Below are 20,365 nucleotides of genomic sequence, written 5' to 3'. Positions count from 1 at the left end.
CTGTCACGGTCAGCGTACTGCCATGGGGTGGGGTTATTGTGGGCATTCTGGTGGGGTGGGGGTTTCTGTTGTCCACTGGTCTCGGGGGTCTGGGGTGATGATGATTCCTTCGTCTCCAGGGAGTACGGTGCCGCAGGCTCGTTCGGCTTCGTCTTGGGTGTTGAGTTCCCACGCGTCTTCCCCGGGAGAACAGCGCGCGGTCGCGCCAATTGCATATGATCCCTCTGCTGCGTCGGTGTCGAAGCTTGCACGGAGGACGGGACCACCTTCGGCGAACAGCGTGGGGTGTGTCGTTGGGTTTACCGTTCGTACGGTCATGCCGAGTGATTCCCAGTACTCGGCGACGCGTTTCGCGTCTCCAATATGGTCGGTTCCTTGGGGTGCCCATTGGTCGTATCCGTAGCTGGCACCGGATTCACCGCAGTCTTGTGCCCAGGCGACCCCGTTGCGGGGCCACCAGCCGGTGATATCGAGTTGTGTGGTGGTGTTGATGACGAGTTCCACGACCCGGTCTCGTCCGTCGCGCGCGGTCATTGTGTGTTCCGGGTCCTTTCCTGAACATCCTGCGAGGGCCACACCGGCCAGGAGTACGGCCGCGACCGCGGCGATGATCCGGGTGTGGGGTGGCGCGGGTTTAGTAGCCATTGGACAGTCCTTCGATCAGGGCCTCTTGAAGATTGGTTGGCCCCAACGGCGCATACGGGGTGATCTTCTCGGTCTCCCCCTTGATCGCCCAGACCATGTTTTGTAGTGATTCGGTCCGCTGGTCGAAGTATCCGGCTTCGTCCCCGTTGCCCATGAGCGGGTTGTGGTCGGTGACCACTCGTCCGGCATCGCCCCCCGTCTCGACGCCGAACCCCTGGGCACCAAAACCGGGGCTGAGCGGATTGACGCGGTGGTCTCGGCTGGTGTCTCGTCCGATCCAGGCCCACTGATCACCGCTTTCTCTCTCGCCGGGGTATTTGTCCCGCGCGTGTCCGGAGTACACCCTGTCCGCGTTCAGATCTGCCGCGGAGTGGACACTATCCGGCAGGCCCGCGGAACCGAGGGTGATGAAATTATTCACCCGGATACCCGGCTGGGAGAGGGCCACCGCCGCGGCCGTCGTGCCGTAGGAGTGCGCCACAATGGTGAGCTGTGGTACCGCCCCGCCCCGCACCGCGGCCAGGCCGCCGAGGGCGGTGGCGAGGGTATTTCCGCCCGCAACCGCACGGTTCACGTCCAAGACACCAAAATCGGGGTCGCCCACCCCCGGTGTGGGCGGGGTCTCGTAGCCGATCCAGGCCACGACGGCGCTCCCGGGCGGTAGCATCCCGTGGAGGTTCTGGGCTGCCTTCGCCCACCCGGTCATACCGTGTGTGGTGGTGCCCATCCCCGGCACCGCGTAGGTGATATTCGTCGCGGTGTCCAGGTCGCCGATGGAGACCGCGGCCAGCGGGGGATGATCCTCGGTCAGGGAGATCAGGTAGCGCCTGGACCCACCCGCCGGGCTAGAAAGTGCCTTGTTGATATTCGTGAGCGCGCCCAGCTGGCGTTCCATATCGAGCAGCGACTGTTTCATGTCAAGCAGCGCCGAGGGCACCGGCCCGTTGGCCACGGAGGTGTCACCCACGAGGGCTTTCGCCTCGGCGATCCGGGCCTCCAGATCCGCGATAGCCGCTGTGAGGGCGATCTGGTTGGCGTAGTCCCGCGCACCGTAGGGCACGCCCTCAAGGTTGCCGAACAGCAGAGGGAATGTGGTGAGCAGCAGGTCTTGTTGTTCCGAGAACCGGTCGGTGCCTGTCGGTGACGGGTTCAGTCCCGCCCACCAGGCGTTGATCGCCGACGGATCCATCAGTTTCAGTTGTGCCTGGAGCCCCGGTGAGGCTGTGAGCAGGGCGGAGAGCTCAGCCGCGGACAGGGAGGAGAGCGCCTCCAGGAGGTCCCGGTCACTCATCGGTGAGACGGCGGACGCGGCCAGGTCCAGCGCGTGATGCGACAGTGAGCCCCCGCCCGCCGCGGTGAACGCTGCCGCTACCTGCTCGATCCAGGTCGCGTCGCCCTGATTCTCCGTGAGGAGCTGTTCCCAGCCGCCCAGGAACGTGATTGACCCGAGCGGTACCCAGGAACAGGAGGAGGTGAACGCAGACCACGCGTTCTTGACCCGCGTCACATGGTCCTCCATGCCGGTGTTGCTCGCCCGTGTTTGGGTCACAAAGGTGCGCAGATGGTCGGGGTCCGCAGAACTCTTCTCACTCGAGGAGCCGCCCGAGGTCCGTGTGCGTTGCCGCGCGGAGAACGTTGCCGAGATGGTGGGTGGGGCAGCGGGCGTTTCTGAGGGTTTGGGGTCGAAGAAGCTGTCGATCTCCGCACCGATCGTGTCGGTGAGGGCGGCGCTGCTCGCGCTCCTCGTCTCGCACACGCCAGTCGGCGAGTTTCTTGTGCCGGTCCGTCTCCTCCGCGGCTTTACGCTGTGCCTCCTCAACCTGGTTGGCGAGGTCATCGAGGATTCCGGCGAGTTTCCCGCGGTCCTCCGACTCGAAAGAACTCGCCGTCGTGAAGAGCCTGGCGTAGCCGCCGGAGAAGTCCTGTACAGCGGTCTCGACCGCCCCGCGGCGCAGCACGCCCTCGTTACGGAGCTCCGTATCCGCAGCCCGGGCCGTGGTGATGAGCGAGTCTGCCGCTTCCTCGTTGAAGACTATCGTCACTGCTTATTCCTCGGCCTGATGTGCGCATGAGTGCTGGCCGTATTCAGAGCCCGCCACGGTGAGCGACATCAGCGGAATCTCCCGTGAGGCGGCGCACAATCCGGAACCTGGCAAAACGCTACGCTACATCGCCGCAGATACCAAATGGACGTTCACCTAATGACGGTGCGGAGTGCGTGCCGCGCGAGAGCACCCCGACAACCCCGTTGTGCGGGCGCTGTACCGACGTGCAGCCGACGCGGACAGCCCTACCCGGACTCGCCGCGGCGCCACAGCGGCAGCGCGAGGAGTGTTCCGCCACCCACCAGCAGCATCCCCGTGCCGATGGGCAGGCCGACGCTCACGGGGTCACCCGTCTCGATCAGGCCGGGGGTGGGCTGGGCCGCGCCTGCCCGGTTGGATACTGTCGTTGCGTCGGTGGGCGAGGTCAGATCATCGCTGGCCACCACCTCATCCGCTACGGTGGGTGAGGACTCGGTGGTCGGCTGGTCCGCAGGCGCGTAGGCCGTCGAAACCACCCCCGCCGCCGGGGCCAGCGCCAGACCGGCGATGACGAGTGCCGAGACTTTGAGCGCGGTGCGACCCGGTGTTACTCGCCCGCCGCGATCGCGAGAAGAGGCGTTGCGCACGCCCGAGCGTGCAGTGATGCGGTGCACGATAAACCCCAAATAAAGTGATGCTGTGGATGCGGCCGCTCTGAACGGCAGTCGCACGCCTCCGTGGCCCACCCCTATGCGGCCCGCGAATGCGAGTAGATTATAGGCACATTCACACCTTGTTCGCAAACTAATCTCAGATATTCTCCGAGTCGTCACGACGGTGCCGAGGACTCGGCCGGGTCACCGCACCCCTCCCACACTCGTTACGATGGTGAAGACCGCGACGAGGAGTGGAATTATGGCCTACCGACACCACACGCCATTCTTTGAGCAGTCGCGCACGCACGCCGACATTTCGCGCATCGGCGAGGAAGAGCGTGACCTCCTGATCTACTGCGGGGCCGGTGTCACAATTGACCACACCGGGTATTCCTGGGGCGGGCTCGTCACCTCGCTTTTTCCCGTGCGCCGGGGCTCCCAGAACGGCACCATGCCGCTGCGGCGGGAGGCTCAACAACTGGGGTCTTTCATGGGCCCGGCAGAGTTGGCGTCGGTGTACATCCACCATCTGCGGAAGAACAACCCGCCGGGGCTGGTCCGCGCCCGTCTCGTCCGTGAGCTGAGGACCCGCCTGTACACCCAGCAGCCGTGGGCGCGGGGAAACCTGGTCAAAAACATTATCTGGCTGGTGATTGCCCGTGCGCTGCGCGGCCGCACGACGGTTGTGCTCACGACAAACTACGACGTTCACGTGGAAACCGAGTTTCTTGCGCTGTACCGGCTGTTCGTGAACCAGGGGATGTCTCGGGTGCCCGGTCTGAGCGTTCGCACCCTCGGCGCTCGGCCGGGAACTCGCGTGATTGTGGAGTCCATCGGCGACACGCCCCCGCTCACCATCGTGTACCTGCACGGCCGGATGCCGGAGCGGGGCCAGGCAGCCTGGCCCATCGTGCTCAACGAGAGAAGCTATGCCGAGAGCGCCGTGACGGTGTCCGGCACGCTCGGTGACTACCTGAGCAGCCACCCGATGACGCTCATCCTGGGCAGCAGCCTCACGGATATCCCCCTCGTGCGGGCCCTGTCCGACTCGCGGGTGTGCGCGGAGCGGGAGCGTTTTCTCCGGTACGCGGTCCTGCCTTTTCAGAGCATCTCCATTGCGGGAGATACCAACTGTGCCGCGATGGCCGCCGATGAGATCCGCTGCCGGGGCTCAGAAATGGGGTTGGAGGTCATTTTCCCCGATTTTCACGGCCAGGTGGCTCAACTCACTCACGAGATCACCGCTGCGTCTGCGACGGTTCCGGGCGTCCCCTACGGCACCCGGCTCTCGGAGTGGTGGGAGCGGTGGTTACGTCAGCGGGACGGCTACCCCACGATGCCGGACAATCTGCGGGTCGCCTTGGGGCGGGTCTACCTCGCGATGGGCGATGTTCCCCCCACCGATCCGCTCGTGCGGTCCACGGAGCGCTACCGGATTGAGGCCTGGTTGCGCACGGCACCGTCCCGGCGCAATCGGGTCCTCACCCGCTGGGCGACCTCGGATGATGTCCGTTCTGTCGGCCTCAACGGCAAGACGGCCGAGATCAACTCTTCCAGCTACCTCGCCGCGGTGCAGGCTTTCGTGGCCGGGCGACCGCAGTCCTACGGGGTCCAGGACCTGGAACCGGGCCGGGCCGCCGACCACGGGGATAGCCGCTACACGTGGCGCTCGTTCCTCGCCGTGCCGGTGGAGTGTGACGGCGTTATCGTGGCCGTGATTACGCTGGCATCGAGCCAGTTCTTGAGTTCCTCACAAATTACCGAGTGGAAACGAAATGTGCTCACGCTACTGCTTCGAGCGTGCGGTACGGATGTGACCCGGGTGGCGGGGCCTTAGCGCGTTTTCGCGGTGCGGAGGGTGGTGTCTGTTGTGGTGAGCATCCGAAGAAAGGTGATGTCGCGCTCAAGTTCAACCGTTGTGTTGAATCGCGCCGCATTGGCGGCGAGTTCGCCAGCCTCCGGGCTGGGAGCCCCTTTGCGGGCCCGGGCAGCGGCCTCATCGGCAGCATTTTCAATAAACTCTAGGACGGTCATGGTGCCTACTATTTCTGTTCCCACGGAATAAACACTGAACTGGGCCACATTCTAACACGCCCCCATGAGTAGCCCTCGGGTCGCTAGAGCTGTCGCAGCAGCAACCGTTTATGGTTCACGTAGGCCACAAACGGTATCTGCCCCGCCGCGTACTCCGCCTCCACCTCCGCGATGTCGCGAAGGATCCGGTCGCGGGGACTGAGGGGGCCGGCGTGGTCATCTCGCCGCAGCTCGCTGGTGTCTCGGATGCGCATCCTCCCATCGTAGGGCGGGGTGGCCGTACCATCATATTTCGCCCCCGGACGACAGGTCCCGGGCCTACAGTGGAACCATGCAGGGAGACACCCAGATCGGCATTCCCGCGCGTCTCATGGCCGAACCGGCCCGCGCGGCCATGCTCACGGCGCTTGTGGGCGGCCGTTCCCTGCCCGCCGGTGAACTCGCCACCATCGCCCGCGTCTCGCCGTCCACGGCCAGCAACCATCTGTCTCAGCTCGTGGCGGGTGGGATGCTCACGGTGCGCACCCTCGGCAGGCACCGCTACTTTGAGCTGGCCACCGCCGAGATTGCGGCGGCTATCGAGGCGTTGCAGGCCATCGCCCCGCGCGAGCCGGTGAGCGGCTACACGCAGTCGCGCACGGCCCTGCGGCTCGGCCACGCGCGCACCTGCTACGACCACATCGCCGGGGCCGTCGCCCTTCAACTGGCGGATGCGCTCGTCGCCACGGGCACTATCGCCCCGCTCGTCGCGGCGAGTGAGGGAACACTCCTCGACCTGTCCACGCCGGTCGCCGAGCTCCTGGGTCTCGGCACCTTCGAGCCCCGTGGCCGCCGCCCGGCGGTGCGCGGCTGCCTCGACTGGACCGAGCGTCGTCCGCACCTCGCCGGTCGGCTGGGTAGGCATCTGCTGGCCGCCTTTCTTGACCGCGGCTGGGCCACCCAGACCGTGGGGGACCGTGCGCTGCGTATCACCGACGCGGGTCGGAGCATCCTCGACACCCTCGGTTCCTCCGGGGTGTCACCCTCCTCGCCAGATTAGGTCTCAATCGCTCGGGTGTGTGGCGGCCACGTTGCTGTCCCGTCCGCCGCCCGGTACACCCCGTGCCAGGCGTTCGGATGCCCGCCCGCACGGTCTGGGATGATGCTCGGCCCGGTTCCGACATAGTGAAATCCGGCGGCTCGGGCCACGGCGGCCGAGGCCACATTTCCCACCGTGCACGACCAGTGAGCCTCCGCCACCCCGCCAAATGTCGTGTCGAGCGCCCACCCCACCACCCGGTGCAGGGCCTCAACGGTGTATCCGTGTCCGCGGTGCGGTGCGCCCAGCCAATAGCCCACCTCGCCGGAGTCCGCGCGGATGCTCACGAGCCCCAGGAGGGTGTCGGGGCCGCTGCGTGCCCGCATCGCCCAGGTCGCCTCGGTCTCGGTTGACCAGCCAATCGGTGCCACCGTGTGTACAAAAAACTCGGCGTCGCTTCGTCGGTATGGCCAGGGGGTTGCCATGAATCGCTCGAAGAGTGGCTCGGTGCAGTAGTCTGCGATGCGATCAACGTCGCGTGTGGTGGGCTGATTCAGTAGGAGTCGGCTGGTGGTGAGGGGAACCGGATGCACAACCCCATTATCCCGCCGCCGACCCCGCGGCCACCGCCCGATAAAAACGCCCCCGCCGGATGCCCGAGGGCGTGCGGCGGGGGCGTGCGGGGCTGTGGTTAGACAGATGCGCGGCGCGGCGCGGCCTTCGGTGAGAGCGCGGTCAGTGCCCAGCCGACGAGTCCGAGGATGAGCCCGCTGCCGATGGCGAACGCGGAGACTCCGTAGGACACGACCGAGGTGAAGAGGGAGGTACGCAGGAAGGAGGCGTTCATGACGACGGCGCGCAGCGGGTCGTCTTTGCCGAGCTCGGCGTAGGTTTGGTTGTCGGTGATCTTGAGGGCGTGCACATTGATGATGTCGGCTTGGGCGAGTGCCGAGAACGGTCCGGCCACCTCAGCCCCGGCCAGGAACGCGGCATCCTCCGCCACCGTGATCTTTTCGGCACGCAGCTGGGTCGTCACCACGCCCCAGACAACGGCACCCGTGATCACCATCAGGATGCCTGCGGTGATCGCGAGGATACCCACCCAGCGCAGACCGGCGGCCTTACCCGGCGTGAGGGTCAGGGGGAGGGGGGCGGATGCTGTTGTGTCGGTCATGATTACTCCGTGCGGTCGGAGCCCGGTGGGTTCGATGTGCCGGGGGGAGTGACGCTATTTGATTGTGCTCTGCCGGGGTGGGGCCGCGCCGCCTGGCGGGTGACACCTCCCTGAAACCTTGATAGCACAGCCGATGCTTCAGGTCGAGTAAATTTTGTGCCGCACCGTAGGCGGCATCACCCCACCTACGGTGCGCTGGCTGCCGCCCCGGGATGGTTGCGCTCCCGTGCAGCCCCCACCGGCCGCGGGCGGTTTTTATGCAATACGGGTGAGTTTTGTGCACAAAGCGGCGAAATAAACGTCGATCTGTGAGGAAAAGTCACCCGGGGCGGGGCGGGGCGGGGCGTTAATGCAAAGAAACCCCGTGATGTAGAAGCTACACGGGGTTTCAGTGGCTCCGACCGGCATCGATCCGGTGACCTTTCGATTTTCAGTCGAACGCTCTACCAACTGAGCTACAGAGCCTAGGACAAATACATCGCCCTACAAGGGTGGAAGCCCTCCCCGAAGGAAGGACTTCCACTACTTGGCGACCCTGACGGGACTTGAACCCGCGACCTCCGCCGTGACAGGGCGGCGCGCTAACCAACTGCGCTACAGGGCCATACTGTGGAATTATACTGTGGTAGTTCTGGTGACCCCAACGGGATTCGAACCCGTGCTGCCGCCGTGAAAGGGCGGTGTCCTAGGCCACTAAACGATGGGGCCTTAGCGCTTTTCAACACCATGACTACCGAGGCACAAGCTTACGATGAAATCTCCTCAATAATCAAATCGAGTCGCCAGCGGATCGCAAAAATCGCCCGACAGGCCCGGAATTATCGGCAAAAAATGGTTTTCGGGGGTAGGGTCGTGAGCGTGTTCTGCGCCGTCATGACGGCTTCTCGCGCACGCATCACAGCGATCCTTGAAGGGTTTTTCGGGGGATTGTGGGGGCTGTTGCTAGTGTGGACACTGTTAACGATGTGACAAACAAGACGAAATCCGGGGTTGCGGCGTCGGTCGCAAAGCGAGGGAACATGGCACACACGGTACACACCACATCCACACGTCGGCGCGCTCTGCGCCGCGGGCTCACTGTTGCACTTGTCGGCAGCCTGTTTGCGGCCGGGCTGAATGCCACAGCCGCCCAGCCGGCCTACGCGCTCGACCTGCCCACCTGGTCAGACGTTCAGGCCGCAAAGAAGAACGAAGCCGCCACGGCCGCCAAGGTCACCGAAATTGAGGGCCTTATTGTGCGGCTCCAAGACGAGGTGGAGGCCACCAAGGTGGAGGCCGAGCGCACCTTTAATATTTACGTGGAGGCGCAGCAGAAGTTCCAGGAGGCCGATGTCCGCTTCACCACCCTCACCGATGAGGCCGCTGCCAGTAAAAAGAAGGCGGAGGACGCCGCCGATCAGGCCGCATCCGTCGCCTCCCAGATGTATCGCACGAGCGGTACTGACCAGACTCTCGAACTGTTCCTCGACCAGGACGCCGCTGCGGCGGACGGCCTGCTCTCACGACTGAGCATGATGACCCGCGCGACCGAGCGCAACACCGCCCTGTACGAAGACGCTCAGGTAGCCACCAACAACGCAGCCTCGCTCGGCGAGCAGGCTCAGGTGGCCAAGGACGAGCGTGAGCGCCTCAGCCAGGAGGCTGAGACGGCTATGCAGGCCGCCGCCGCCGCAGCCCAGGCCTCACAGGAGAAGCTGGCCGCTCAGGAGGCTCAGCAGGTCACCCTCAACGCGCAGCTGGACGCGCTCAAAGATAAGACTACTGAGACGGTGAAGGGCTACGAGGAACGAGTGCGGATCGAGGCAGAACAGCGTCGCAAGGCCGAGGCTGCGGCCGCGGCTAAGCGGGCGGCCGAGGAGGCTGCCTGGCGGGCATCCCAGGGCTCCTCGGCTGGGAGCGGTGCGGCCGCGAGCCCCGGCGGCGGCGGTGGGGCACCTGTTGTGGGTACCGGTGTCTGGTACCGCCCCAGCAACGGTCGCTATACCTCCGGCTACGGGTACCGCAACTCGCTCTGCGCCAACTACGGCTGTTCTGGTTCGTTCCACACCGGCAGCGACATCGCCAACTCGTGTGGATCCTCCATCTTTGCGGCGGCGGCCGGTGTTGTCACCTACGCGGGCTGGGCCAACGGCGGCTACGGCAATATGGTCGAGATTAGCCACGGCGGCGGTATCAAGACCCGCTACGGCCACATCATGAACGGCGGTGTTTACGTCTCCCTCGGCCAGTCGGTTGCGGCGGGTCAGGTGGTTGCCGGCACGGGAACCACGGGGATGTCCACCGGATGCCACGTGCACTTTGAGACCTACGTGAACGGCAGCCACACCAACCCGGTGCCGTTTATGGCGGCACGCGGGGTGAATCTCTACTAAAATCTCCGCCCGCTCGCAGTCTCGGCGGGCCCCTGTGCGCCGACCATACGCTACGGGCGGGTGACTCGCCGTGAGTCACCCGCCCGTAGCGTATCCGCAGGAAGCGTCGCCTAGTGGCCGCCCTCCTCCGTGAGACGAACAAAGCCGTCTTCCACAATCTGCGTGGCCTCGGCGGCGTCGCCCCAGCCCTCGATCTTCACAAACTTGCCGGGCTCCAGGTCTTTGTAGCGCGTGAAGAAGTGCTCGATCTCCGTGCGGGTCTGCTCGGGCACGTCGGCGATGTCCTGGATGTGGCTCCAGCGGGGGTCCTTGTGCGGAACCGCGATCACCTTGGCGTCGTTTCCGGCCTCGTCGCTCATGTTGAGCACGCCCACCGGGCGAACCTTCACGCCGACCCCGGGGAACAGCGGGTACTCCAGCAGCACAAGCACATCAACGGGGTCGCCATCCAGGCCGAGCGTGTTCTCGAAGTACCCGTAGTCCGTGGGGTACACAAACGAGGTGAAGAGCACGCGGTCGAGGAAGACCCGGCCGGTTTCGTGATCGATCTCGTACTTGTTACGGCTGCCCTTGGGGATTTCAATGACGGCGTCAAATGCGGCCATGTAGCTGGCTCCTTATGGTGAGAGTGAAACGGTGGTGAGACACAGTGGTCGTGGCCGCGACGGCGACCGTTGCCTCCCAGAGTAGTAGATTGGCCAAAATCGTGTCGAAATTCCCGCCCGGCTGTAGCGTTGTGACATGCCCCAGACGATTCCTCCCGGCGGTGACGTTCTCGTGATCTGCGAGCACCCCGCCGGTCCGCCGCCCCGCCCTGAGCGGTTGACGCCCGTGATCGGTGCGGTGCGTGCCGCCGTGCGCGGCTGCCTGGCTGGGCTGCTCGCCGACCGGGCGACCGGTGGGGCCGACGGGCGCAACGTGCCCGACGCGCTCGTGGCCCTCAGCGGTGGGGCCGACTCTCTTGCGCTCGCCGCCGCCGCCTCCTTCGAGGCACACAACGCCGGTCTGCGCGTGGGTGCGGTTGTGGTTGACCACGGATTGCAAGACGGTTCTGCCGCCGTGGCCGAGCGGGCCGCGCACCGGGCACGCGACCTGGGGTTGGCCCCGGTGCTTATCATCCGTGTTGTTGTCGGCTCAAACCGCGGGCCCGAGGCGGATGCCCGGGATGCCCGCTACGCTGCCCTCGACCGTGCCCGCGAGGTGACGGGTGCCCGCGTGATCCTGCTGGGCCACACGCTCGATGACCAGGCCGAGACGATGCTGCTGGGGCTGGCCCGCGGCTCGGGCTCCGCCAGCCTGGCCGGGATGTCCCCGGCCTCCGGCCCCTACCGCCGCCCGCTGCTGGGTGTGCGCCGCGCCGATACCGCACAGTTCTGCGCCGATAGCGGCTGGGAGCCGTGGCAGGACCCGCACAACGACGACCTTCGATACACCCGGGTGCGGGTGCGCCAGACCGTGCTGCCGGTGCTGGAGGCCGAACTCGGCCCCGGTATCGCGGTGGCTCTCGCCCGCACGGCCGACCAACTGCGCGAGGATGCGGAAGCCTTCGACGAGATGATCGAGGAGTTCATTGAGGAGATCGTGGCCCCGGCCGAGGCGGGTATCCGGGTCTCGGTTGCCGCCCTCGAACACAACCCGGCGGCGCTCCGGCAGCGCATCATCCGCTTCGTGGTGCTCGCAGAGTTTGGCGTCTCACTCAGCCGCACACACACCCTCGCTGTTGCCGCTCTCGTCACCCATTGGCGTGGCCAGAAGGCGGTTGACCTTCCCGGTATTAGAGTTGTCAGGGATGCTGGGTGGCTGGTTTTCTCAGCGACCCCCCCCACATGAGCCCAGCTGAACGTTTGCCAGCGCGGCGGAACCCGCACAAACCGAAAGAGAGCAATGGACTCCACCCACATCAGTGACGACCTTTCCGAGATTCTGGTCACAGAGGCCCAGCTGGTTGCCAAGACCGCCGAGCTGGCTCGCCAGATCGAGGCCGATTACGAGGGTCGTACCCCGCTCCTGGTCGGCGTGCTCAAGGGGGCGGTTATGGTGATGGCGGATCTCGCGCGTGAACTGCGCGTGCACGTTGAGATGGATTGGATGGCTGTGAGCTCCTATGGGGCTGGTACCAAGTCGAGCGGTGTGGTGCGCATCCTCAAAGACCTCGATAGCGACCTGCACGGCCGGGACGTGCTGATCGTGGAGGACATCATTGATTCGGGGCTCACCCTCTCCTGGCTACGGGAGAATCTGGAGTCGCGTGGTGCCGCCTCGGTGGAAATCTGCGCCATGCTGCGCAAGCCGGACGCCGCCAAGGTGGAGGTTGATGTGCGCTACGTGGGCTTCGAGATTCCCAACGATTTTGTGGTCGGCTACGGTCTCGACTTTGCCGAGCGCTACCGCAATCTGCGCGATGTCGCCGTTCTCGCCACGCACATTTACGAGTAGGGGATCTCCGCCACGGGGCGGGCTCCCCTCCATTCCATTACGCCCTCGGCAGAAACCCGAGCGGTGTCGAGAAAATAGCCGGTACTCTGGGGCGATATAACGCCCGACGTGTTGGCATGTTGAGCGCATCCAGAAAGGTGCCCCGATTGGCTGAGAAGACTCCTCGTAAGAAAAGCTTTTTTCGCGGTCCACTCCTCTACATTGCGGTGGCCGCCCTCGTGGTGTTTTTGGGCTGGAGCCTGATCTCCGGTGGCGGTGCCAAGGAGATCGACACCCAGAAGGGCATGGAACTGCTGAAGGGCGGTACCGTCGAGTCTGCCGAGATCGTGGATGGCGAGCAGCGGGTCAACCTCACGCTCACCAAAGCCGATAAAGAGAACGGTAAAGAGGTCTACTTCTACTACGTGACCCAGCGCGGGGCCGATGTGGTCGCGGCCGTCACGGATGCCGATCCCGACAAGGGCTACAACGACCAGGTTCCCCAGCCCAGCGGGTGGCTCTCCCTCCTGGGCATCATGCTGCCCCTGCTGTTGATCGGTGCCTTTTTCTGGTGGATGCTGTCCAATATGCAGGGCGGCGGCAACAAGGTCATGCAGTTTGGCAAGTCCAAGGCCAAGCTGGTCTCCAAGGAGACCCCGCAGGTCACGTTTGCGGATGTTGCCGGGGCCGACGAGGCCATTGAGGAACTGCACGAGATCAAGGAATTCTTGCAGGAGCCGGCCCGGTTCCTTGCGGTGGGGGCCCGCATCCCCAAGGGCGTCCTTCTTTACGGCCCGCCCGGAACCGGTAAGACGCTGCTCGCCCGCGCCGTGGCCGGTGAGGCCGGGGTGCCCTTCTACTCCATCTCGGGTTCCGACTTTGTCGAGATGTTTGTCGGCGTCGGCGCGAGCCGGGTGCGTGACCTCTTCGACCAGGCCAAGCAGAACTCGCCCGCCATTATCTTCGTTGACGAGATCGACGCCGTCGGTCAGCGCCGTGGTCAGGGTATGGGCGGTGGCCACGACGAGCGTGAGCAGACCCTCAACCAGCTGCTTGTCGAGATGGATGGCTTCGATGTGAAGACCAACGTCATCCTGATTGCCGCCACCAACCGCCCCGAATTGCTGGACCCGGCCCTGCTGCGTCCGGGCCGTTTTGACCGCCAGATTGGTGTAGACGCCCCCGATATGAAGGGTCGCCGCGAGATTCTGGATGTGCACGCCAAGGGCAAACCTCTCTCTGACACGGTTGATTTGGATGTCGTGGCCCGCAAAACCCCCGGCTTCACGGGGGCCGACCTGGCCAATGTGCTCAACGAGGCCGCTCTCCTCACGGCCCGTTCCAACGCGCAGCTGATCGACAACCGCGCCCTCGATGAGGCCATCGACCGCGTGGTCGCTGGGCCGCAGCGCCGCACGCGCATGATGAAGGACAAGGAAAAGCTCATCACCGCCTACCACGAGGGTGGTCACGCCCTGGTTGCGGCCTCAATGAACAACACCGACCCGGTCACCAAGGTGACGATCCTGCCGCGCGGCCGTGCCCTCGGCTACACGATGGTTATCCCGCTCGAAGACAAATACTCGGTCTCGCGTAACGAGCTGCTCGACCAGCTCGCCTACGCGATGGGTGGCCGGGTGGCTGAGGAGATCGTGTTCCACGATCCGACGACCGGCGCCTCCAACGACATCGAGAAGGCCACGAGTACGGCCCGCAAGATGGTGACCGAGTACGGTATGACCTCCGAACTGGGCCCGGTGAAGCTCGGCGCGACGGCCGGCCCCGGCTACCTCGGCGATGCCGGTCAGGCCCGCGACTACTCCGAGGGGATGGCCGTTAAGGTAGACCACGAGATCCGCAAACTCCTCGAAAACGCGCATAACGAGGCGTGGCGGGTACTGAACGATAACCGGCACGTCCTCGACCGCCTGGCGAGTGAGCTTCTTGAGAAGGAGACGCTCGACCACAACCAGCTGGCCGAAATCTTCACGGAGGTCAAGAAGCTGCCCGAGCGCCCGCAGTGGCTGTCGAGTGAGGGTCGGCCCGTGTCGGATCTGCCGCCCGTCGCCATCCCGGCAATCGCGCAGACCGATGCCACGCTCGCCGAGGGCGACGTGTACCGGCCCGACTTTGGGGTGAAGGCCCCCGTATCCGATACCCCGGCCGCCGATGAGCAGGCCCCGGAGTCAAACGGTTAGGACGAGTGTGAACGAGTCGCGTATTGACAAGGCTCGCATTGAGGCCGCAGTGGCCGAGATTCTGGCCGCGATTGGCGAGGACCTGGACCGCCCCGGTCTCCAGACGACACCCGCCCGGGTGGCTGAGGCGTGCACCGACTTCTTCTCGGGGGTGGGCGAGGATGCCGAGGCGCATCTGGCCGACAGCATCCCCGTCGGCGAGGACACCGGCGACCTGGTGATGCTGCGCGATATTCAGTTTCGATCCATGTGTGAGCACCACCTCCTGCCGTTTCAGGGTGTGGCGCATATCGCGTATCAGCCCGACAAGCGTGTTGTGGGTCTGGGGGCCCTGCCTCGGCTGCTGGCCAGCCTTGCGGCGCGGCCGCAGGTGCAGGAGCGACTCACGGAGCAGGTGGCCAACAGCCTGGAGTCGGCCCTGCATCCGCACGGCGTTTTTGTGCTGATTGAGGCTTCGCACGGCTGTGTCACGGCCCGCGGTCCGCGCCAACTGGGAAGCACCACCGTCACGATGGCGGGCCGCGGACGCCTGGGCGAGCCGGCACAGCGCGCCGAGCTTATCGCGCTGATTGGGGGGTCCGAATGACCCTCATCATGGGGGTGCTCAACGTCACCCCCGACTCGTTCAGCGACGGCGGCCGGTACCTGGCGGCCAATCGCGCCGTTGAGCACGCGTTGCGGATGCGCGACGAGGGCGCCGATATCGTGGACGTTGGGGGTGAATCTACCCGCCCCGGTGCCGTGCGGATCACCGCCGAGGAGGAGCAGGACCGCATCCTCCCGGTCGTCTCGGCGCTCGTGCGCGAGGGCATCACCGTGAGCGTTGACACCGTCAATGCCGCGACCGCTCTCTCAGTTGCCGCCGCGGGTGCGCGGATCATTAATGACGTCTCGGGCGGCCTGGCCGACCCCGGGATGTTTGCCGCCGTCGCCGGAACCGACCTCCGCTACCTGCTGGGTCACTGGCGCGATGGCTCGCAGAATATGGACGACCGCGCCCACTACGCCGATGTTCCGCAGGACGTGCGCAGCGAGTTGCAGGCCCGTGTGCGCGCGGCCAAAGAGGCCGGTGTTGGTGAGGAGCAGCTGGTGCTCGACCCCGGCCTCGGCTTCTCCAAGGTGGGTGTGCAGAACTGGCAGCTATTGGCACGTTTTGACGAGCTCAGGAGCCTTGGGCATCCCGTGATGGTGGGAGCCTCGCGTAAGCGTTTCCTGGCCGAGCTGCTACCCGCCGATGCCCCCGTGGATCGGCGCGATCTGCCCACGGCTATTGTGAGTGTTTTGGCCGCCCAGGCCCACGCGTGGGCCGTTCGAGTGCACAATGTGAGTGCGACGCGGGTGGCACTGGACACCCTGCGAGCCTGGCAGGAGGGTGCAGATGGCCGCACCGTTTGAGGGCGACACCATCACCCTGACCGGGCTGGAATGCTTTGCGTACCACGGCGTTTTTGACCACGAGCGCGAGCGGGGACAACGCTTCGTGATCGACGTGACGGTGGATGTTGATCTGCGGGCCGCCTCCCGTAGCGATGACCTCGGCCAGACCATCCACTACGGCGAGCTCGCGGAGGCCGTCGTCGCCTCGGTTGAGCGCGACCCCGTTGACCTGCTGGAGACGCTGGCCGAGCGGGTCGCGGCCACGGTGCTGCTCAGCGCCGCCGCGCGCGCCACCCGGGTCACGGTGCACAAGCCGGACGCGCCCATCACGGTGCCCTTTGCCGACGTGTCCGTCACGATTGTCCGGGGTCGATCATGAGGCAGCTGGTGACGTGCATCCTGGCCTTCGGCAGCAACCTGGGAGATCGTGAGAACACCATCGGTGCGGCCTGTGCCGAGTTGATGGCCGCCGAGGGTATTCACTCGGTGCGCCCGTCACCGTTGCACGAGTCGGTTGCGGTCACGCTGAGGGGACCCGACCCGGATATCCCCCCCTACATGAACGCCGTCGCCGAGGTGACTACCGATCGTGGCCCCGAGGAATTGCTCGACCTTATCAACCGCATCGAGGTGCAGTACGGCCGCGTGCGTACCGAGCGCTGGGGGAGCCGCACGCTCGACATCGACATCATCACCTACGGTGGTCGGATGGTGCAGACGGAGCGGTTAACGGTGCCGCACCCGCACGCCTTCGAGCGCGATTTTGTGCTGCGCCCGTGGCTCGACCTCGACCCGCACGCGGTTCTGATGGGTCACGGCCGGGTGGCCGAGTTGCTCGAGATTATTGAGCGGGGCTGGGCCTCGTGAGCGCCAGGCGCACCTCGGCCGGGGCGATCACCCTGTGCGTGCTGATTGGCGGCGGGGCCGCCTTCCTGGTGGAGGTGGGGCTCTCCGCGAATAACCAGCCGATGATCATCCCACCGCTCTCGTTACCCCTCACACTCGTGCTGATCGCGGCCGTGATCGTGGGGTTGGCGATCCCGGTGCGCCGCTCGATCACCGGTGCGTCATCCACACCCGTCAACCCGTTTGCGGCCGTGCGCTTGGTGGCAGCGGCCCAGGCTTCCACGCTGGCTGGCGCGTTGTTTACCGGGGTGGGTCTCGGCATCCTGGGCTACATGATGACCCGTACGCTCGCCCCGCCGGTAGAATCGTGGGTGTTGGTGAGCGCCGCCGCACTGGGGGGCATTCTGCTCGTGATTGCCGGATTGGTGGTGGAGCATTTCTGTACCCTGCCTCCGCCGGAGGACGGGAGCGCGGATGCTGCGGACCAGCCCGCCTAGCCTCCTCGTCCACGAGACCTCAGCAGAAAGATGATGATGTCTGATTACCCAGCCCGAACCGAACCCCGTGCGATCCAGAAGGGTCTACACCTGCCGGATACCGAGTGGCGGCGCGTATCGCCGCGCTACATCACGGTGGAGCTGGTCAATTCGATCGTGACCGGCATCGTATGTGCGGTGGTTGCGCTCCTCCCGGTTCTCCTGGAGATGGGGTGGGGCCCGGTCTGGCAGTGGGTTCCGGTGGTGAGTGTGGCCGTCATCAGCGTGGTTACGATTGTGCTCGTGCCGCGCCGCGCCCGCGCGATTGGCTACCAGCTGCGCGAGGACGATCTGCTCTTTCGTCGCGGTATTTTTTACCAGCGCATTGTGGCGGTCCCGTACGGCCGGATGCAGTTGGTTGACACCAAGCGCGGGCCGCTTGCCCGGGCCCTCGGCCTGGCCGAACTCAAATTTGTGACCGCGGCGGCGGCCACCGGGCTCACCTTACCGGGCCTTGCCTATGCCGACGCCACCGAGCTGCGGGATCACCTGGTTGCGGTCGCCGAGACGCGGCGGTCCGGGCTGTGACCGACGCCACCCCGCCGGTGCCCGAGCACGAGTCGGCACCTCCCCGCTTCCCGTCGGTGCCCGGCCACTATCCCACACAGACGCCCGTGCCCGTTGCCCCCGAGGCGGTATCGCTCACCGATGGGCAGTGGCGCCGGATGCATCCGGCCACCCCGTTCCTCCGCGGCGGTCTCGCGCTGGTGGCGATCGTGGGTGTTCTCATCGCTAATCTGCGTGATCGAGCCGTGAACCTTTTTGTCCCCGACCCGGGCTCCTCGGGCCGCGGTGGGGGAGAAGACGAGGGGTTCTACCGCTCTCTTGACGAGTTTGGGGGTGTCTGGCTGGTTGGTGGCCTCGGCATCCTGCTTGTGATTGCGCTCGTCGTGGCCTTCTCCTATTTTTCGTGGCGACGCAACACGTATCGGGTGACCGATGACGCGGTTGAGGTGCGTAGCGGCATCCTCAACCGGCAACACCGACAGGCTCCACTTGATCGCATCCAGGGCGTCAACATTAACAAGCCGCTCTTTGCTCGGCTGCTGGGCGCGGCCAAACTCACGGTTGCCACGGCCGGGCAGGGCTCCAACGTCGAACTCAGCTACCTGAGGGCCGTGGATGCCGACGAGTTGCGTCGGGCTATTCTCGGCCTGGTAGCCCAGCACCGCCGGGTGGCGGCGGGTGCGGTACGTCCCGGGGGCACCCTCGCGGACACGGTGCACCCTCCCGCGGCCCCGGTGGCCCCGCGCCCGCTGGTGCTCGGCCCGGATGGTCAGCCCCTGCCCGGCCAGATCGGCCCGGGTAGCTCGCCGCTCGGGGGTCTCGACGATCCCCTCACCCGCCGCGTGAACGAGTTCTTTGCGCCGGAACCGGAGCTGCTGGAGGTTGAGCCCGACTCGATTGTGCGCATCCCGCCGGCCCGTCTGGTGGCCTCGCTCATCTACAATTGGGGTCTCGTCTGGGTGCTGGTTGTTGTCGCGGGCGCAATTGTTGTTCCGCTCGTGGTGCCGGAGGTCCACGGCTGGATCTGGTTTATCCTGGTGCCGTTTGTGATCGCGATGACGGGAGCCATCGTCTCGCAGACGCTTAAGCTCCTGCGATTCAGTATCGCGCAGACTCGGGATGGTGTGCGCATCGGCTACGGATTGCTCTCCATCACCAACGAGACGATTCCACCGGGGCGCATTCATGCGGTTGAGGTGAAGCAGCCGGCTCTCTGGCGTGGCCTCGATTGGTGGACCATCCGAATTACCCGAGCGGGTTCGGCCACGGTGGATTCGAACGGTACCGTGGCGATGAATACCCTGCTGCCGGTCGGCTCGCGTGCCGACGTAGAACGGGTACTCGCGGTGCTTTTGCCCGAACACACGATCCCCGCCGAGGTGGTCGAGGCGGGGCTCACCGGCACCGGTGACTCGGGCGGATATACCGGCTCGCCCCGGCGCTCCTGGGTGTATCTGCTCTGGGGCCGCCGTCGCAACGGCGTACAGATCACGGCGCATACGGCGCTCATTCGCCGCGGTGTGCTGTCGCGCAGGCTCGTCGCCGTCCCGCTCGCCCGGGTGCAGAGCGTCTCGCTGACGCAGGGCTGGCTGGCCCGGCAGCTGCGGGTCGCCAGCCTGCAACCGCAGGTGGTGCTCGGGAGCATCGTCACGCTCGTCACTGCCCTTGATCGCGATGTTGCGCTGCGTCTGATTAACGAGATGTCGTCCGCGATCACCGCGGCGAGTGCCCATGACGACCGGGCCGGGTAGGAACACCGTGACGGTTCGTAGCGGACGTCTGGGCGTGGGAATTGTGGGCGCGGGCCGGGTGGGTCCCGTGATCGGGGCGGCCTTGGCCAACGCTGGCCACGCCGTCGTGGGGATCTCGGCCGTGTCGGCGGAGAGCAGGGAGCGGGCCGAGGGGATCTTGCCTGGCGTGCCGATCTTGGCGGTGGAGGAGATCCTAGAACGCAGCGAATTGGTGGTGCTTGCGGTACCCACGGCCGAGTTGGCGGGTTTGGTGGCGGGGCTTGCCGCTCTGGGCGTGTGGCAGTCGGGGCAGCTCGTGCTGCACACCGCAGCCGAGTACGGCACGGGAGTGTTGGCCCCCGCGGCTGCTGCGGGCGCGATTCCACTGGCCGTGCATCCGGCGATTGTGTTTACCGGAACCACTCTCGACCTTGCGCGGCTGATGGATAGCTACTGCGCCGTGACGGCCCCGGCACCCGTGCTACCGATTGGGCAGGCGCTCGTGGTGGAGATGGGGGCTGAGCCCGTGGTGATTGCCGAGGCGGGCCGGGCCGAGTATGCTCGGGCGCTCGCCTCGGTGGGGGAGTTGGCCGGACGTGTGGTGGCGGATGCCGCCGCCACGCTGACTCGCCTCGGTGTTGAGTCGCCCGCTGGTCTGCTGGCCTCGGTGCTGAGCGCCACCGTTGATACGGTTCTGCGTTCGCACGCGAATCCGCCGGAGGTGGGCGTGGCCGGGCAGGATTCGTTCGATCCGGGGTGGCCGGATATCCCCTCCACAGGTTCTGATTTCTCGGAGTAATCCACAGTGTGTGGGGTGCCGCCGCGGCCGGGGT

The 20,365-nt window shown here is 65.8% G+C and carries 23 protein-coding genes and 3 tRNA genes; 14 read left to right on the top strand and 12 right to left on the bottom strand.

The window, feature by feature from the left end; genetic code table 11:
• Positions 1-33 precede the first annotated feature (33 nt).
• The 4 genes from FB466_RS03475 to FB466_RS03465 form a co-directional block, all read right to left on the bottom strand.
• Positions 34-645 (bottom strand): hypothetical protein, encoded by a 612-nt coding sequence (locus FB466_RS03475; protein WP_141915870.1) that lies wholly within the window; start codon positions 643-645, stop codon positions 34-36.
• On the bottom strand, positions 635-2,194 hold the full coding sequence (locus FB466_RS03470) for an alpha/beta hydrolase (RefSeq protein ID WP_170206002.1): 1,560 nt from the start codon (positions 2,192-2,194) through the stop codon (positions 635-637). Before FB466_RS03470 ends, FB466_RS03475 begins: the two co-directional genes overlap by 11 nt.
• Positions 2,195-2,231: 37 nt before the next feature.
• Positions 2,232-2,687 (bottom strand): hypothetical protein, encoded by a 456-nt coding sequence (locus tag FB466_RS13395; protein ID WP_170206001.1) that lies wholly within the window; start codon positions 2,685-2,687, stop codon positions 2,232-2,234.
• A 248-nt stretch (positions 2,688-2,935) separates the two neighbouring features.
• Positions 2,936-3,343, bottom strand: coding sequence for a hypothetical protein (locus tag FB466_RS03465; RefSeq protein WP_141915867.1), 408 nt, complete (start codon positions 3,341-3,343; stop codon positions 2,936-2,938).
• 241 nt (positions 3,344-3,584) lie between these two features.
• Here FB466_RS03465 and FB466_RS03460 point away from each other — a divergent pair, with 241 nt between their 5' ends.
• Complete coding sequence (locus FB466_RS03460; protein WP_141915866.1) at positions 3,585-5,162, top strand: SIR2 family protein; 1,578 nt, start codon at positions 3,585-3,587, stop codon at positions 5,160-5,162.
• Here the strand turns inward: FB466_RS03460 and FB466_RS03455 are convergent.
• Both FB466_RS03455 and FB466_RS13390 read right to left on the bottom strand, forming a co-directional pair.
• On the bottom strand, positions 5,159-5,359 hold the full coding sequence (locus tag FB466_RS03455; RefSeq protein WP_141915864.1) for a hypothetical protein: 201 nt from the start codon (positions 5,357-5,359) through the stop codon (positions 5,159-5,161). The genes FB466_RS03460 and FB466_RS03455 overlap by 4 nt on opposite strands.
• Positions 5,360-5,442: 83 nt before the next feature.
• A complete protein-coding gene (locus FB466_RS13390; RefSeq protein WP_170206000.1) occupies positions 5,443-5,613 on the bottom strand; it encodes a hypothetical protein in 171 nt (56 codons plus the stop codon).
• A gap of 77 nt (positions 5,614-5,690) precedes the next feature.
• On the opposite strand from FB466_RS13390, the gene FB466_RS03450 reads away from it, so the two are divergent.
• Positions 5,691-6,398 (top strand): winged helix-turn-helix domain-containing protein, encoded by a 708-nt coding sequence (locus FB466_RS03450; RefSeq protein ID WP_141915863.1) that lies wholly within the window; start codon positions 5,691-5,693, stop codon positions 6,396-6,398.
• On the opposite strand, the gene FB466_RS03445 is transcribed toward FB466_RS03450, so the two are convergent.
• The 5 genes from FB466_RS03445 to FB466_RS03425 all read right to left on the bottom strand — a co-directional run bounded on the left by FB466_RS03445 (position 6,395) and on the right by FB466_RS03425 (position 8,259).
• Positions 6,395-6,970, bottom strand: a complete 576-nt coding sequence (locus FB466_RS03445) for a GNAT family N-acetyltransferase (RefSeq protein WP_170205999.1) — start codon at positions 6,968-6,970, stop codon at positions 6,395-6,397. The genes FB466_RS03450 and FB466_RS03445 overlap by 4 nt on opposite strands.
• A 98-nt stretch (positions 6,971-7,068) precedes the next feature.
• The gene (locus tag FB466_RS03440) at positions 7,069-7,551 is read right to left on the bottom strand and encodes an aromatic ring-opening dioxygenase LigA (protein WP_141915859.1); all 483 of its coding nucleotides are present in this window, start codon (positions 7,549-7,551) and stop codon (positions 7,069-7,071) included.
• A gap of 392 nt (positions 7,552-7,943) precedes the next feature.
• Positions 7,944-8,016, bottom strand: a tRNA-Phe gene (locus tag FB466_RS03435).
• A 62-nt stretch (positions 8,017-8,078) separates the two neighbouring features.
• Positions 8,079-8,155, bottom strand: a tRNA-Asp gene (locus tag FB466_RS03430).
• A 28-nt stretch (positions 8,156-8,183) separates the two neighbouring features.
• Positions 8,184-8,259 (bottom strand) — tRNA-Glu (locus FB466_RS03425).
• A 311-nt stretch (positions 8,260-8,570) separates the two neighbouring features.
• Here FB466_RS03425 and FB466_RS03420 point away from each other — a divergent pair.
• Positions 8,571-9,923, top strand: a complete 1,353-nt coding sequence (locus FB466_RS03420) for a M23 family metallopeptidase (protein ID WP_141915857.1) — start codon at positions 8,571-8,573, stop codon at positions 9,921-9,923.
• A 110-nt stretch (positions 9,924-10,033) separates the two neighbouring features.
• Here the strand turns inward: FB466_RS03420 and ppa are convergent, their stop codons facing one another.
• A complete protein-coding gene (gene ppa, locus FB466_RS03415; RefSeq protein ID WP_141915856.1) occupies positions 10,034-10,528 on the bottom strand; it encodes an inorganic diphosphatase in 495 nt (164 codons plus the stop codon).
• Between the two features lie 136 nt (positions 10,529-10,664).
• On the opposite strand from ppa, the gene tilS reads away from it, so the two are divergent.
• The 11 genes from tilS (at position 10,665) to FB466_RS03360 (ending at position 20,331) form a co-directional block, all read left to right on the top strand.
• On the top strand, positions 10,665-11,753 hold the full coding sequence (gene tilS / locus FB466_RS03410; protein ID WP_141915854.1) for a tRNA lysidine(34) synthetase TilS: 1,089 nt from the start codon (positions 10,665-10,667) through the stop codon (positions 11,751-11,753).
• A 54-nt stretch (positions 11,754-11,807) separates the two neighbouring features.
• Positions 11,808-12,359: a hypoxanthine phosphoribosyltransferase gene (hpt, locus tag FB466_RS03405; RefSeq protein ID WP_141915852.1), complete on the top strand. Its 552-nt coding sequence runs from the start codon at positions 11,808-11,810 to the stop codon at positions 12,357-12,359.
• A 146-nt stretch (positions 12,360-12,505) separates the two neighbouring features.
• The gene (ftsH, locus tag FB466_RS03400) at positions 12,506-14,536 is read left to right on the top strand and encodes an ATP-dependent zinc metalloprotease FtsH (protein ID WP_246054509.1); all 2,031 of its coding nucleotides are present in this window, start codon (positions 12,506-12,508) and stop codon (positions 14,534-14,536) included.
• Between the two features lie 7 nt (positions 14,537-14,543).
• Entirely contained in the window at positions 14,544-15,122 is a 579-nt protein-coding gene (gene folE / locus FB466_RS03395) for a GTP cyclohydrolase I (RefSeq protein ID WP_246054508.1), read from the top strand.
• Positions 15,119-15,931: a dihydropteroate synthase gene (folP, locus tag FB466_RS03390; RefSeq protein WP_141915848.1), complete on the top strand. Its 813-nt coding sequence runs from the start codon at positions 15,119-15,121 to the stop codon at positions 15,929-15,931. The genes folE and folP overlap by 4 nt, the downstream gene beginning before the upstream one ends.
• Positions 15,915-16,292: a dihydroneopterin aldolase gene (folB, locus tag FB466_RS03385; protein ID WP_141915846.1), complete on the top strand. Its 378-nt coding sequence runs from the start codon at positions 15,915-15,917 to the stop codon at positions 16,290-16,292. The genes folP and folB overlap by 17 nt, the downstream gene beginning before the upstream one ends.
• Positions 16,289-16,780 (top strand): 2-amino-4-hydroxy-6-hydroxymethyldihydropteridine diphosphokinase, encoded by a 492-nt coding sequence (gene folK / locus FB466_RS03380; protein WP_141915845.1) that lies wholly within the window; start codon positions 16,289-16,291, stop codon positions 16,778-16,780. The genes folB and folK overlap by 4 nt, the downstream gene beginning before the upstream one ends.
• Positions 16,777-17,256, top strand: coding sequence for a DUF3180 domain-containing protein (locus FB466_RS03375; protein WP_170205998.1), 480 nt, complete (start codon positions 16,777-16,779; stop codon positions 17,254-17,256). The genes folK and FB466_RS03375 overlap by 4 nt, the downstream gene beginning before the upstream one ends.
• A gap of 36 nt (positions 17,257-17,292) precedes the next feature.
• Complete coding sequence (locus FB466_RS03370) at positions 17,293-17,823, top strand: PH domain-containing protein (RefSeq protein ID WP_141915841.1); 531 nt, start codon at positions 17,293-17,295, stop codon at positions 17,821-17,823.
• Positions 17,820-19,553: a PH domain-containing protein gene (locus FB466_RS03365; protein WP_141915839.1), complete on the top strand. Its 1,734-nt coding sequence runs from the start codon at positions 17,820-17,822 to the stop codon at positions 19,551-19,553. The genes FB466_RS03370 and FB466_RS03365 overlap by 4 nt, the downstream gene beginning before the upstream one ends.
• Positions 19,534-20,331, top strand: coding sequence for a DUF2520 domain-containing protein (locus FB466_RS03360; RefSeq protein ID WP_141915838.1), 798 nt, complete (start codon positions 19,534-19,536; stop codon positions 20,329-20,331). The genes FB466_RS03365 and FB466_RS03360 overlap by 20 nt, the downstream gene beginning before the upstream one ends.
• Positions 20,332-20,365: the final 34 nt, after the last annotated feature.

Source organism: Klugiella xanthotipulae (genome assembly GCF_006716695.1).
GTDB lineage: Bacteria > Actinomycetota > Actinomycetes > Actinomycetales > Microbacteriaceae > Klugiella > Klugiella xanthotipulae.
This window is presented reverse-complemented; position numbering and strand designations above follow the sequence as displayed.